This is a genomic window from Hyphomicrobiales bacterium, from assembly GCA_002869065.1.
GTDB lineage: Bacteria > Pseudomonadota > Alphaproteobacteria > Rhizobiales > Rhodobiaceae > Rhodobium.
Window position 1 is genome coordinate 557,656 of record PKTR01000001.1, and the last position, 13,680, is coordinate 571,335.

Genomic DNA, 13,680 nt, shown 5'->3' on the forward strand with positions numbered 1-13,680 from the left:
AAGGGCGCCAGATGGCGCCCTTTCGGTTTGCTTGTCTTGGTCCCGCCGGTTAGCGGCGCTGTGCCAACGGCACGTAGTCGCGCTTTTCCGAACCGGTGTAGAGCTGACGCGGGCGGCCGATCTTCTGCGACGGATCTTCCACCATTTCCTTCCACTGGGCGATCCAGCCGACGGTGCGGGCCAGCGCGAACAGCACGGTGAACATGTTGTTCGGGAAGCCGAGCGCGCGCAGCGTGATGCCGGAGTAGAAGTCGATATTCGGGTACAGCTTCTTCTCGACGAAGTACTCGTCGTTGAGCGCGATCTTTTCCAGCTCCATGGCGACCTGCAGCAGCGGATCGTCCTTGAGGCCGAGTTCGTCGAGCACCTCGTGGCAGGTCTTCTGCATGATGCGCGCGCGCGGATCGTAGTTCTTGTAGACCCGGTGGCCGAAGCCCATCAGACGGAACGGATCGTTCTTGTCCTTGGCGCGAGCGACATATTCGGGGATGTTGTCGACGCTGCCGATCTCGGCGAGCATGTTGAGCGCCGCCTCGTTGGCGCCGCCATGAGCGGGGCCCCAAAGGCACGCGATGCCGGCCGCGATGCAGGCAAACGGGTTGGCGCCCGAAGAACCGGCGAGACGAACGGTCGAGGTCGACGCGTTCTGCTCGTGGTCGGCGTGTAGGATGAAGATGCGATCCATGGCGCGCGCCAGAACCGGATTGACGGTGTAATCCTCACACGGCACCGCGAACGACATATGCAGGAAGTTCGCCGCATAGCCGAGATTGTTGCGCGGATACACGAACGGCTGACCGATCGAGTATTTGTAGGCCATGGCGGCAATCGTCGGCATCTTCGCGATCATGCGCATGCTGGCGATCATCCGCTGGCGCGGATCGGCGATGTCGAGGGAGTCGTGGTAGAACGACGCGAGCGCGCCGACCACACCCACCATGACCGACATCGGATGCGCGTCGCGGCGGAAGCCCGAATAGAACTTGGTCATCTGCTCGTGGATCATCGTGTGATAGGTCACGCGATCGACGAAGCTGTCCTTTTCCGCGGCGTTCGGCAGTTCGCCATACAGCAGCAGGTAGCAGGTTTCGAGGAAGTCGCCATGTTCGGCGAGCTGTTCGATCGGGTAACCGCGATAGAGCAGGATGCCTTCATCGCCATCGATATAGGTGATCTTCGACTCGCAGGACGCTGTCGAGGTGAACCCCGGATCGTAGGTGAAGCTGCCGGTGTCGCGGTAAAGGGTCGAAATGTCGACAACATCCGGGCCGATAGTTCCGGCGCGGACCGGAAATTCCAGGTTCTTCCCGTTCATACTCAGGTTCGCCTTATTGTCGGTCATGTGTCCGTTACCCTTTCTTCTGGATCGCACGCGATCTGGCCGTCCGGAGCGTCGGCGGATTGGCGGAATTCCGGCGCGGACTAAACGAGCGCAATGGGAGAAATTGTCGCTGTCTGAGGTATCTTATTTGCTCTCGCGCGGCAAGGAAATGTCATCGGACAAGCCTCCACCTTATACCAAAGGGTCATATGGGGTGACCTATTTTCGCGAAAAGAACGCGACAGAACGGCCGCCCGCCGAAAATTGACGGACGGTCGCTGTATACATGCGAAAAAGCCTATGTGAATCAGCTGGTTTGGTCGCTGATCCGCGCAAGGCTTTCGTCGCGGCCAAGCACAGCAAGCACATCGAAGATGCCGGGCGACGTCGATCGACCGGTCAACGCGGCACGCAGCGGCTGCGCAACCTTTCCGAGTTTCAGCTCGGCGCCTTCGGCGTAGGCGCGAACAGCCGCATCGGTGTTTTCGGCCGACCAGTCATCGACCGCTTTGAGCCGCTCGAGAACGCCGGCAAGCACCTGGCGAGCATCTTCATTCAGAATCTTGGCGGCCTTTTCGTCGAGCGCCAGAGGACGCGTGTCGAACAGGAAGCGGGCACCATCCAGCAGCTCGACGAGCGTCTTGGCGCGTTCCTTCAGGCCGGGCAGCGCTTGTAGCAACTTTGCGCGCATGTCTGCGTCGATGCGATCCGCGATGCCCGCGCCGCCCTCGATGTGGGGCAGCAGGTCGATCAGCGCGGTCAGCAGCGTCTCGTCGTCGCTTTCGCGCATATAGATGCCGTTGAGGTTTTCCAGCTTGGCGAAATCGAAACGCGCCGCGGAGCGGCCGATCCCGTCGAGATCGAACCACTCGATCATCTGCGCTTCGGAAAAGACCTCATCGTCGCCATGGCTCCAGCCGAGGCGAACGAGGTAGTTGCGCATGGCGGCCGGCAGGTAGCCCATTTCGCGATACGCCTCGACACCGAGCGCGCCGTGCCGCTTGGAGAGCTTGGCGCCGTCCGGCCCGTGGATCAGCGGAATATGTGCCCAGACCGGAATCCGCCACTCCATGGCGTTGTAGATGATCGCCTGGCGGGCCGCGTTGGTCAGATGATCGTCGCCGCGAATGACATGGGTCACGCCCATATCGTGATCGTCGACGACGACGGAGAGCATGTAGGTCGGGTTACCGTCCGAGCGCAGGATGATGAAATCATCGAGGTCCTTGTTGGGGAAGTGGACCGTTCCCTGGACCTCGTCCTCGACCACGGTCTCGCCATCGAGCGGTGCCTTGATCCGTACCACCGGATCGATGCCTTCGGGCGCCTCGGAGGGATCGCGATCGCGCCAGCGGCCGTCATAGCGCGGCGGGCGTCCCTCGAGCCGCGCGGACTCGCGCATCTCGGTCAGCTCTTCCGGCGTGCAGTAGCAATAGTAGGCGCGGCCGGCATCGACCAACGCCTTGGCAACGGCGCGGTGCTTGTCCGCGCGCTCAAACTGGGAAACCGGATCACCGCTCCAGTCGAGCCCCAGCCATGTCAGGCCGTCGAGGATCGCGGATACGGCATCCTCGGTCGAACGCTGGCGATCGGTATCCTCGATCCGCAGCAGCATCTTTCCGCCCTTGGCCTTTGCGTAGAGCCAGTTGAACAGCGCCGTGCGTGCGCCGCCGATATGAAGATAGCCCGTCGGGGAGGGGGCGAACCGGGTAACGATATTGGCCATGGTCGCTTTCATGGATGGTGTTGGAGAATGCGACGACGCGCGCACACCGGCGCGGACTCGCTTCAGGTCGCCGCTGGTGTAGCATATGCGCAGACAACGAAGAAAGCGGCGGCGCGCGTAATGGACCCCGCACAAAAGGAAACGGACCACCTGGACGTCGGCAGCGACAGCGGATCGCGCGATGCGATTGCCGGTGCGCGGCGCCAGTTCCTGCCGCCCGGTCCGTTCGGCACACTGCGGTTCCATCTCGAACGCATTGCCGAGGCGCTGGTCGATGCGCTGCAGCGGGAGTGGAACGCCGGACGGGGCTTCCTGTGGGTGCCGGTTGCTGTCGCGGTCGGCATCGCGCTCTATTTCGCCTTGCCGCGCGAGCCGATGCTGCTGGCGCTCTTCGCAGGTTTTGTTCTTCTGACCCTCGCCGCGCGTCGCGCGCGTTCGCGCCCCATCCTGTACGCAGCGCTGGTCTGCGCCGCCGCGGCGATGGCCGGAGTAAGCCTTGCAAAACTGAGAACCGATGTTGTCGTCGCGCCCATTCTCGATCGCGAGCGCACTGTCACAATGACCGGCGCAATCGAAACGGTCGAGCAACGCAGCCGTGGTGTGCGCCTGGTGCTGCGCACGGAGGAAATGGACAAGAAGGTGCCTCAGGACCGTGTGCCCGACCGCGTCCGCGTAACAGTTGCCCGCGACGCGCCGCATCTGGTCGCGGGATCCCGGGTCACATTCCTCGCCCGTTTGCGGCCGCCACAGGGGCCGGTGATGCCAGGCGGCTATGATTTCGGTCGGGCGTTGTTTTTTGAAGGGATCGGGGCGACGGGGTTCGCCTACGGCACGCCGAAACCTGCGGAAGTGGCAAACCCGACAGTCACGAGGTGGGCCGGTCGCGCGCGCAATGTAATCGAGACATTCCGCGCCGCGCTCGGCGACAGGCTCCGGGAGACGCTTCCCGGGGCAAGTGGCGAAGTGGCGGCCGCGCTTGTCGTCGGCGACCGGGGCGGTATTCCGCAAGACACGGTTGACGCGCTTCGTCAGGCTGGGCTGGCGCATATTCTGGCGATTTCCGGAATGCACATGGCGCTGGTGACCGGCGCCGTCTTCTGGGTGGTGCGGGCGTTGCTCGCGCTCATACCCGGCCTCGCGTTGCGTCAGCCCATCCGAAAATGGGCCGCCGTGGCAGCCCTCGCAACGGGCGCCGTCTATCTGATCATCTCGGGTGCGGGCGTCGCGACGCAGCGTGCCTTCGTCATGGTCGCGGTCGTGCTGCTCGCCGTCCTTGTCGACCGGCCGGCGGTTACCATGCGCTCGGTCGCGCTTGCAGCGCTCGCCGTGATGGTGTTGGCGCCAGAAATGGTCACCGGGCCGAGTTTCCAGATGTCGTTCGCAGCCGTCGTTGCGTTGATCGCGACCTATGAATGGGTGACCGGACGGGAAAAGAAATTTGCAGCACCGGCGGGCGGGTTGCCGAGCCTGATCGCATCGCGTGCGGGGCGATACATCCTCGGCCTTGCGCTGACGTCTCTGGTGGCGGGGTTGGCGACGGCGCCATTGGCCGCCTTTCATTTCCACCGGGTGGCGCCGTTCGGCCTTCTGGCGAACCTGCTGGCCATGCCGGTGGTCGCGCTGGTGATCATGCCAGCGGCTGTCGCGTCGATGCTCGCCGCTCCCTTTGGGCTCGACCCGCTGATTCTGCCGGCAATGGGGTGGGGCATCGACACAGTCATTGCCGTTGCGGGCACCATCGCCGATCTGACGCCGAAAGGTGGTGTGGTCGGCGCGATGCCGCAAAGCGCTGCTCTGGCGTTCGCAGCAGGCTTGCTCTGGCTCTGCCTGTGGCGAACCCGCCTGCGATGGGGCGGCGTCGGCTTGCTTGCGCTTGGCGCACTCTTGGCGCCGATGGCGGATTGCGCCGATGTGCTGATTTCCGAGGACGGCAAAACAGTTGCCGTTCGCCGCGCAGATAGCACCCTCGCGGTCCACACCGGGCGCGGCGGTGACTTCGTTGCCGAGACATGGCTGCGGGCCGACGGCGATAGTCGTTCACCCGACGATCCGTCGGTGATAGCCGGGATCCAGTGCGATCCTCTCGGCTGTATCCTGCCCCTACCGGAACCGGGCGCGCCCGACTCTCTGGCTCTGGTAGCGCTCAGCCAAAAACCGCTGGCGTTCCTTGAGGACTGTACACGGGCCGCAATCGTGGTTGCGGAACGCTCTGCCTCGGCGCACTGCAGCGAGGCTGCAATAGTATCCGACCGCGCGACCCGCGCACGAACCGGCGCGCTTGCCCTGACCCTCAAACCACGACGCCCCGGCGAAGCCGGCAAACCCGCGTTCGAGATCCGAACGGCGCGACCCCGCTACCGGCGTCCCTGGAACCCCGAACCGCCTGAGCCGCGATCCAGAAAGGCGGGTGTCACAGGCGCCGCTACCCGGTCATTGCCGCAGCCTCAATAGCGGCGGAACAGACCGACCAGACGACCCTGAATGCGTACCCGATCTGGCCCGAAGATCCGCGTCTCATAGGCCGGGTTCGCGGCTTCCAGCGCGATCGATGCGCCCTTGCGGCGCAGGCGCTTCAGCGTCGCTTCCTCATCGTCGACCAGTGCGACGACGATTTCGCCCGTATCGGCCGTATCCGAGCGCTTGATCAGCACCGTATCGCCATCGAGGATGCCGGCTTCGATCATCGAGTCGCCGCGCACTTCAAGTGCGAAGTGATGTCCGCCCGCGATCATCTCCGCCGGCACGGAAATCGTATGGCTGTGGTTCTGGATCGCCTCAATCGGCGTACCTGCCGCGATCCGGCCCATGACCGGGATCGCCACAGTATCCGCCGCCGTGCTGGGCCGTTCTTCCGCCGGCTGTGGGGGCTTTCCGAGTGATCCCTCGATGACGCTCGGGCGGAAGCCGGTCGAGCGCGGCGCGGCAAGCCCCGGCGCGACCGACTCAGGCAGCCGGACCACTTCAAGCGCCCGTGCGCGATTGGGCAGGCGGCGGATAAATCCGCGTTCTTCAAGGGCGGTGATGAGACGATGAATACCGGACTTCGATCTCAGATCCAGCGCATCCTTCATTTCATCGAAGGAGGGCGGAACGCCGGTTTCTTTCACGCGCTCATGGATGAACATCAACAGTTCGTACTGCTTCCGGGTCAGCATGGAGCCGTTCTCCGACGTCGTTTGCGGTGGTACAAAACACGAACGAACAATACACGTTCTATTTGTGTTCCGCAAGCGTTCGGCGCGGTCGTTTACCGATCAGGCGCTAAAGCCGGATGATCTTGCAGGGGCTTCCGGCCTCGGCGGCGGGTGCGTGCGGGGGCCGGATAAGGAGTGCTTCGGCACCGGCCATCATCGCAAGAAGCGAGGAATCCTGCAGTTCCCGCGGTGTTGCGACGGTGCGCCCATTGGCGTCGACATCGAGTGTCGCGCGCAGATAGTCCTGGCGCAGATCGTTCTCTTTGACGTCGGCGCCGAGAACGGCTGTTTCCTCGTGCGCGAACGGCTTGTCGACGCCGAGCATGGAGCGAATCAAGGGTGCCAGGAACAGCAGGCTGCACACAAGGCTCGATACCGGGTTGCCGGGAAGGCCGAGTACCTTCATCGGACCGGAGTTGCCGAACATCAGCGGCTTGCCCGGCCGCATGGCAATGCGCCAGAAACCCATCTGGAAGTCATTTTCGCCAAGTGCGTCCCGAACCAGGTCGTGATCGCCGACGGAGACGCCGCCAAGCGTGACGAGAATGTCGGCCTTGGCGTCGCGCGCGCGGCGGATCGCAGCCGAAATCGATTCGATGGTGTCGCTTGCAATGCCGAGATCGAACGGGATCGCGCCGAGATCGGCGACGATGGCCGCAACGCCGTGGCTGTTCGAGGCGATGATCTGATCGGGACCGGGATTGCCGCCCGCCGGCACCAGCTCGTCGCCGGTCGCGAGAATGGCGACGACCGGACGGTGACGCACGCGCACGACGCCGTAATTCATCGCCGCGGCCAAAGCGAGTTCGCGATAGCCGAGGCGGCGGCCCGTCTTGAGCAGCTTCTGACCGAGCGCGAAGTCGAGGCCGGCGGGTCGGATGAACTGATCGACCCGCGCTGGTTCGGTCACCGTGACGGTGTCGGAATCGGGTTCGCGCAGGGTGTTTTCCTGAATGACGATGGTGTCGGCGCCGGGTGGCACCGGCGCGCCGGTGAAGATGCGCACGGCCTCGCCGGGGCCGACGCTGCCGTCAAAACCGTGTCCGGCTGCTGCCGTGCCGATCACTTTCAGGTCGACCGGCGGCTCGGCGACATCGTCGGTACGCGCGGCATAACCATCCATCGCGGATGCCGAAAAGGGCGGCTGGGTGCGCAGCGCGAACAGGTCCTCGGCGAGCGTGCGCCCATTGGCGTCTTCAAGGCGCACCGCTTCTACCGGCATCGCTTTGACGTCGGCGAGCAGTCGGGTCTGGGCTTCGGCGATGGAAAGCAGGCTCATTGATCGTCCTGGTCGGTTCGGACCCAGTGGCCGGAACGGCCGCCAGATTTTTCGTTCAGCCGGATGTCGGTCAGCGTCATCGAGCGGTCGACCGCCTTGGCCATGTCATAAATCGTCAGGCAGGCAACGCTGACGGCGGTCAGCGCTTCCATCTCGACGCCGGTCTGGCCGGTCAGTTTTGCCAGCGCGGTGACGCGCAGGCCGGGCAGGGCGTCATCGTAGTCGATATCGACCGAGACCTTGGAAAGCGCCAGCGGATGGCACAGCGGAATGAGTTCGTGAGTGCGTTTTGCCGCCATGATACCGGCAACGCGCGCCGTGCCGATGACATCGCCCTTTTTGGCGTCGCCGGCGCGGATCATGGCGAGCGTTTCGGGCTGCATTTTCACGGCGCCCTCGGCGACCGCAACGCGCACGGTCGAAGCCTTGTCGGAGACATCGACCATGTCGGCCTTGCCGGACTGATCGATATGGGTGAGGGCGTCGCCGGTGCTCATCGGACTCACTCCACAGGAGAACGCGCGAGCAGAGCGCGGGTTGCCGCTGCAACATCGTCCTGCCGCATCAGGCTTTCGCCGACGAGGAAGGTCTCGATGCCAACGGCGGAAAGGCGCGCCAGATCGGCCGGCGTGAAGATGCCGCTTTCCCCGACCAGCAGGCGATCCGACGGCACCATAGGTGCGAGACGCTCGGAGGTCTCCAACGTCGTCTCGAAGGTGCGCAAATTGCGGTTGTTGATGCCGATCATCGGCGAGGAAAGCTTCAACGCGCGTTCGAGCTCGGCTTCGTCATGCACCTCGACCAGAACGTCCATGCCGCGGTCGATGGCAGCGTCTTCCAGCCGCTTGGCGAGATCGTCGTCGACGGCGGCCATGATGATCAGGATGCAGTCGGCGCCCCAAAGCCGGGCTTCGTCGACCTGATAGGGATCGAACATGAAGTCCTTGCGCAGCGCGGGCAGGGGTACCGCCTCGCGCGCCTCGATCAGAAAGTCCGGCGCCCCCTGGAACGACGGCGTATCGGTCAGCACCGAAAGGCAGGCGGCACCGCCCTCGTAATAGGCGCGTGCCAATGCAGGCGGATGAAAGTCCTCGCGGATCAGGCCCTTCGACGGGCTCGCCTTCTTTATCTCGGCAATCAGCGCGTAGTCGCCGGCTTCGTGCTTCGCCTTGAGCGCCTTCACGAAGCCGCGCGCGGGCGGTACGTCGGCAAGTCGCGCGATCAGATCGGTGTGCGACAGCATGTGTTTCGCGGCGACGATCTCGGCGCGTTTGTATTCCTCGATTTTTTTCAGAATATCCGTCACATCAGGCCTCGTTGGAGACGGCGACCAGCCGCTCGAGCGCTGCCTTGGCGGCACCGGTGTCGATCGAGGCCTCGGCCCGCGACACGCCATCGGCGAAATCCGAGGCGATACCGGCGACGACGAGGGCCGCGCCCGCATTCATCGCGACCACGTCGCGATAGGCGTTGCGTTCGCCCTCCAGCACGGCGCGAAGCGCAGCCGCATTGGTCGCAGCGTCGCCGCCCTTGATGTCCTCCGATTTGGAAACGGGCAGGCCGACATCCTGCGGCGAGATGGTGAAGGTGGTGATCTCGTCATCCTTCAGTTCGGCGACCTTGGTCGGTCCCGTGTTGGTTATCTCGTCGAGTCCGTCGGAGCCATGCACCACCCAGACATGGGTGGAGCCCAGATTGCCGAGCACGCGGGCCAGCGGTTCAACCCATTCCTCGGCGAACACGCCGATCATCTGACGCCTGACGCCCGCCGGGTTGGACAGCGGTCCAAGCAGGTTGAAGATCGTGCGCGTGGCCAGTTCGACGCGGGCCGGACCCACATGCTTCATCGCCGCGTGATGAGATGGCGCGAACATGAAGCCGACGCCGGCCTCGTTGATGCAACGGCTTATACCGGCCGGATCGAGTTCGAGATTGACGCCGAGCGCCATCAGAACGTCGGCGGCGCCCGACTTCGACGACAGCGCGCGATTGCCGTGCTTGGCGATCGGAGCTCCGGCACCGGCCGCAACGAAGGCCGCGCAGGTCGAGATGTTGTAGGTGCCGGACGCATCGCCGCCGGTGCCGACGATGTCGATGGCGTTTTCCGGCGCCTCGACCGTCAGCATTTTGGCCCGCATGGTGCTGACCGCGCCGGTGATCTCGTCAACCGTCTCGCCACGCACCCTCAGCCCGATCAGGAAGCCACCGATCTGTGCCGGGGTTGCTTCGCCCGACATGACGATATCGAAGGCTTCACGCGCTTCATCGCGGCTCAGTGCGGCGCCCGAGGCGACCTTGGCGAGGAGCTGTTTGAAATCCGGCATGGCTCGCAATCTTCCTGCGTCTTTGTTCTTCGACCCCTGGCGCCGTTCGCTTACTGTGTCAGCAGCCCGATCGAGCGCTGCAGCGTGGCCTGATTGACGGACACGCCGACAGACCGCTGCACCTCTGCGATATACTGCGTCATCATCGAGTTGCGCAGCTGAGCCGTGAGCTGGTTCTTCAGCTCGGGCACGCCGGCCGCTTCAGCGAAGAAGGCCGGTGCGAAGATATCCTTGACAACGACGATGATCTGCTGGTCGCCGACACCCGCGCCGGATGCGGCATGGCCTTCCGGACCGCTGAACAGCGCGTTCAGCGCCTGCGGCGTGAAGATCGGATCCTGCGACTGGCGCTTCAGCCGTCCCGACTCCTGAACGGCAACGCCGACGTCGGTCGCAACCTGTTCCAGCGTCTCGCCGCCGTTAAGGCGCGTCACCAGATCGGCGACCTTCTTGTTGGCCTGCGTCTGATACTGCTCTTTCTTCCAAGCAGCGACGACCTCGTTGCGGATCTCGTCGAGCGCACGGTCGCGTGCCGGGCTTACATCCATGACCTCGTACCAAAGGAAGCCCTTCGGCAATTGCAGCGGATCGTTTTCGAGGCCGACATCGCTCTCGAACACCAGCTTCAGGAACTCGGCCTTTTTCGGCAGGTCGACCGACTTCTTGTCGGGGTCGTTGCCACTCTCGTCGACAGCCTCGACGATGCGCGTCTTGAGGTCGAAACGTTTGGCGATTTCCTCGAGTGTCGAACCGCCGGCACGGGCGTCCTCAATGGTATCGGAAAGCTCGAGAACTTCGCGGGTGGCGTTCTTTTCCGCGAGTTCGCGGGCAAGCGTGTCGCGAACCTCTTCGAACGGCGTGACCGTCCCCGGCGTGACGTCGCTGGCGGTTACCAGAACGCTGCCGAAACGGCCATCGACAACACCGCTGACGGCGCCATCGGCAAGCGCGAACCCGGCATCGGCGACGGCGGGATCGATCAGGTCAGACTTGGTGACCAGACCAAGGTCGACATCGGTATCGGTCAACTTCCGCTCCGCCATGATGTCGGCGAAACTGGTGCCGCCGGCGATCTTGGCGGCAGCCTCTTCGGCCTGCTGCTTGTCGGCGAACACGATCTGACGGATACGGCGCTTCTCCGGGGTCTTGAAACGATCGCCTGCCGCGTCATAGGCGGCGCGAATATCATCTTCACCGACGTCTTCGGGACGCGCGACGGTCGCCGGCACGACACTCATCAGCATCAGCTTGCGATATTCCGGTGCGCGGAAACGCACGGTGTTCTTTTCGAAATAGGCCTTCAGCTCGTCGTCGCTCGGATCGGCGATATCGCCAAGCTGCTCGGGGCCGAGAACGATGTAGCTCGCGACCCGTTCCTCGTCCATGTAGCGGTTCATGGCCTCGAGATAGGCCGTCGGGATTTCAAGGCCGCCGGTGACCGCATCCGAAAGCTGCTGACGCATCTCCGCGCCGCGGCGCTGCCGGACGTAGAAATCCTCGTTCATGTCGTTGTTGGCAAGCAACTGGCGGAACATGTTGCGGTCGAAGCGACCGCTGCCGTTCTGCAGCGCCGGATCGTTCTGGATCTGACGCGCCAGCGTTTCGTCGGAAATGCCGAGCCCGCGATTGCGCGCTTCCTCGTCGAGGGTGGCTTCCGAGACGAGCCGCCCGAGCACCTGTCCGGGAATGCCGGCTGCCACGCCTTCTTCCGGCGTCAGGCCGCGATTGAGCTGTCGGCCGATCAGCTGCAGCTCGCGGTTATAGGCGTTGCGGAAGGTGCCGGCCGGGATCTCGGTCTCGCCGACCTTGGCGATCGACGAGGTGCCGAACCCGGTGAAGATGTCGGCGATCCCCCAGATTGCGAAACTGATTACGAGAAGACCGATGAAGAGTTTGGCTATCCAGCCGGCCGCGCTCTTGCGCAGTACGTCGAGCATGATGGATTCCCGAATGCGTAGGCATAAAGACGCACGCCATCGGCGGATGCCGGCAGCGCGCGAACCGGGCGGATAATAGAGACCGCGTCCGCGCGCCGCAAGGCGCACATCTTTGATGAATTGATGGTTTCTGATAAGCCCTGTTGCGAACGGTTTTCGACAATGGTGCTGGGAGGAGAGAGCGCATGACCACCCCGGGGATCAAGCCGCTTGTTGCGGGCAATTGGAAGATGAACGGCTTGGCAGCCTCTATCGTCGAGCTGGACGCGTTAATCGCCGGCTATGACGACGCCGTCGCTGCAAACGCCGACACCATGATCTGCCCGCCAGCGACGCTGCTCTCCGCCTTTGCCGCTCGCGCCAAGGGCACCGCCGTGATGACCGGTGGCCAGGATTGCCATGCCGAGGTTTCCGGCGCTCATACCGGCGATATCGCCGCCGAGATGCTTGCCGATGCCGGCGCGGACGCCGTTATCGTCGGTCACTCCGAGCGCCGCGCCGATCACGATGAAACCAGCATCAAGGTGAAGGCCAAGGTCGAGGCGGCCCGTCGCGCCGGGCTCGTCGCCATCATGTGCGTCGGCGAGACATTCGACGAGCGGGATGCCGGAGAGACCCTCGATGTGGTCGGCGAGCAGGTTGCCGAGTCGCTGCCGGAAGGCATGACCGCCGCGAATCTCGTCGTTGCCTACGAGCCCGTCTGGGCGATCGGCTCCGGTCTGACGCCGACGCCGGACGACGTCGAGGCCGTACACACCTTCATCCGCGAACGTCTCGTGGACATGTATGGCGAGGAAGGCAGCAAGATCCGCATTCTCTATGGCGGCTCGGTCAAGCCGTCGAACGCCGAAACGCTGATGGCGGTCGCCAATGTCGACGGCGCGCTGGTCGGCGGAGCAAGCCTCAAGGCGAGCGATTTCCTCGGTATTCTTGCCGCCTACCGCTAAACCGTCTCGCTTCGGCGAACGCTTACCGGATCAACGCCTGGCGACGTCCTGACAGGGGCGCGGCCGGGTGTTTGTTCATCATCCTGCGCGATGGGGTGGAAAGCGCCGCTTCGATCGTGTAAAAGGCGCGCGACTTGCCATTTCTTCCGAACAAACGGTGATATCGGCGGTTCGACTCCGACCATCGGGTCGGAATCGTGGTGACTGCGGCCGGACGGGTATCCGGCGCAATCCTGACCGTCGCACCTTGTACCCGGTTCGGAATGAACGATTTGAAGACGTAGCCCGGTTTTCCGCGCGGTGAACGCGACGGGGGTCCGGGCCGAACGAGTTGGTCGAAAGAGCCTGATATGGAAACCGTCGTCATCGTCATCCACCTGATGGTCGTCATTGCCCTCGTGGCCGTGGTGCTTCTGCAGCGTTCCGAAGGCGGCGCGCTCGGTATTGGCGGCGGCGGTGGCGGTGGCCTCTTTTCAAGCCGCGGCACGGCCAACGTGCTGACGCGCGCGACCGCGATCCTGGCTGCGGGCTTCTTCGCGACCTCGCTGATCCTGACCATTCTCGCCCAGTTCGACACCCGTCCGTCCGACATTCTCAACACCACCGGGACGCCGACCGATGGTCCGGCCGAAGGTGCCCCGGCGACCGGTGGCGGCATTCTGAACCAGCTCCAGGGCCAGACTCCGGCAGCTCCGGCCGCGCCGACCATCCCGACCGGCCCGCAGATCCCGGCCGCACCGGTGAGCGCACCGGCGCCCGCCGAAACGGCTCCGGCCCCGGTGTCGATTCCCGAATCGATGATGGTTCCCTCGACGACGCCGGCCGAAACCGCTCCGGCGGCGGAAGCCCCGGCAGCCGTTCCCGCGCCGCCGGTCGAGGTTCCGGCCGCCACGATGCCGGAAATGCCGGTTTCCGGCGATACGGCTCCGCAGCAGTAAGCCGACCGGCAGCA

General features: G+C 64.2%; 11 protein-coding genes. 3 read left to right on the forward strand and 8 right to left on the reverse strand.

What is annotated here, in order from left to right:
* Positions 1 to 49: 49 nt before the first annotated feature.
* Both gltA and C0606_02450 read right to left on the reverse strand, forming a co-directional pair.
* Positions 50 to 1,342, reverse strand: coding sequence for a citrate (Si)-synthase (gltA, locus tag C0606_02445; GenBank protein PLX39398.1), 1,293 nt, complete (start codon positions 1,340 to 1,342; stop codon positions 50 to 52).
* 286 nt (positions 1,343 to 1,628) lie between these two features.
* Positions 1,629 to 3,047: a glutamate--tRNA ligase gene (locus tag C0606_02450; GenBank protein PLX39399.1), complete on the reverse strand. Its 1,419-nt coding sequence runs from the start codon at positions 3,045 to 3,047 to the stop codon at positions 1,629 to 1,631.
* Between C0606_02450 and C0606_02455 the strand changes: the two genes are divergently transcribed.
* Positions 2,997 to 5,498: a competence protein ComEC gene (locus C0606_02455; protein ID PLX39400.1), complete on the forward strand. Its 2,502-nt coding sequence runs from the start codon at positions 2,997 to 2,999 to the stop codon at positions 5,496 to 5,498. The genes C0606_02450 and C0606_02455 overlap by 51 nt on opposite strands.
* On the opposite strand, the gene C0606_02460 is transcribed toward C0606_02455, so the two are convergent.
* From C0606_02460 to C0606_02485, 6 genes are all read right to left on the reverse strand, one after another.
* Positions 5,492 to 6,202, reverse strand: a complete 711-nt coding sequence (locus tag C0606_02460) for a repressor LexA (protein ID PLX39401.1) — start codon at positions 6,200 to 6,202, stop codon at positions 5,492 to 5,494. The two genes, C0606_02455 and C0606_02460, sit on opposite strands and share 7 nt — an antisense overlap.
* Positions 6,203 to 6,308: 106 nt before the next feature.
* On the reverse strand, positions 6,309 to 7,520 hold the full coding sequence (locus C0606_02465; GenBank protein ID PLX39402.1) for a molybdopterin molybdenumtransferase MoeA: 1,212 nt from the start codon (positions 7,518 to 7,520) through the stop codon (positions 6,309 to 6,311).
* A complete protein-coding gene (moaC, locus tag C0606_02470) occupies positions 7,517 to 8,017 on the reverse strand; it encodes a cyclic pyranopterin monophosphate synthase MoaC (protein ID PLX39403.1) in 501 nt (166 codons plus the stop codon). Before moaC ends, C0606_02465 begins: the two co-directional genes overlap by 4 nt.
* A gap of 5 nt (positions 8,018 to 8,022) precedes the next feature.
* On the reverse strand, positions 8,023 to 8,826 hold the full coding sequence (locus C0606_02475) for an indole-3-glycerol phosphate synthase TrpC (GenBank protein ID PLX39404.1): 804 nt from the start codon (positions 8,824 to 8,826) through the stop codon (positions 8,023 to 8,025).
* A gap of 1 nt (position 8,827) precedes the next feature.
* Positions 8,828 to 9,844, reverse strand: a complete 1,017-nt coding sequence (trpD, locus tag C0606_02480) for an anthranilate phosphoribosyltransferase (protein ID PLX39405.1) — start codon at positions 9,842 to 9,844, stop codon at positions 8,828 to 8,830.
* 50 nt (positions 9,845 to 9,894) lie between these two features.
* Positions 9,895 to 11,781 (reverse strand): peptidylprolyl isomerase, encoded by a 1,887-nt coding sequence (locus tag C0606_02485; GenBank protein ID PLX39406.1) that lies wholly within the window; start codon positions 11,779 to 11,781, stop codon positions 9,895 to 9,897.
* A 185-nt stretch (positions 11,782 to 11,966) separates the two neighbouring features.
* Between C0606_02485 and C0606_02490 the strand changes: the two genes are divergently transcribed.
* Positions 11,967 to 12,728, forward strand: coding sequence for a triose-phosphate isomerase (locus tag C0606_02490; GenBank protein PLX39407.1), 762 nt, complete (start codon positions 11,967 to 11,969; stop codon positions 12,726 to 12,728).
* Positions 12,729 to 13,078: 350 nt separating this feature from the next.
* The gene (locus C0606_02495) at positions 13,079 to 13,666 is read left to right on the forward strand and encodes a preprotein translocase subunit SecG (GenBank protein PLX39408.1); all 588 of its coding nucleotides are present in this window, start codon (positions 13,079 to 13,081) and stop codon (positions 13,664 to 13,666) included.
* Positions 13,667 to 13,680 lie beyond the last annotated feature (14 nt).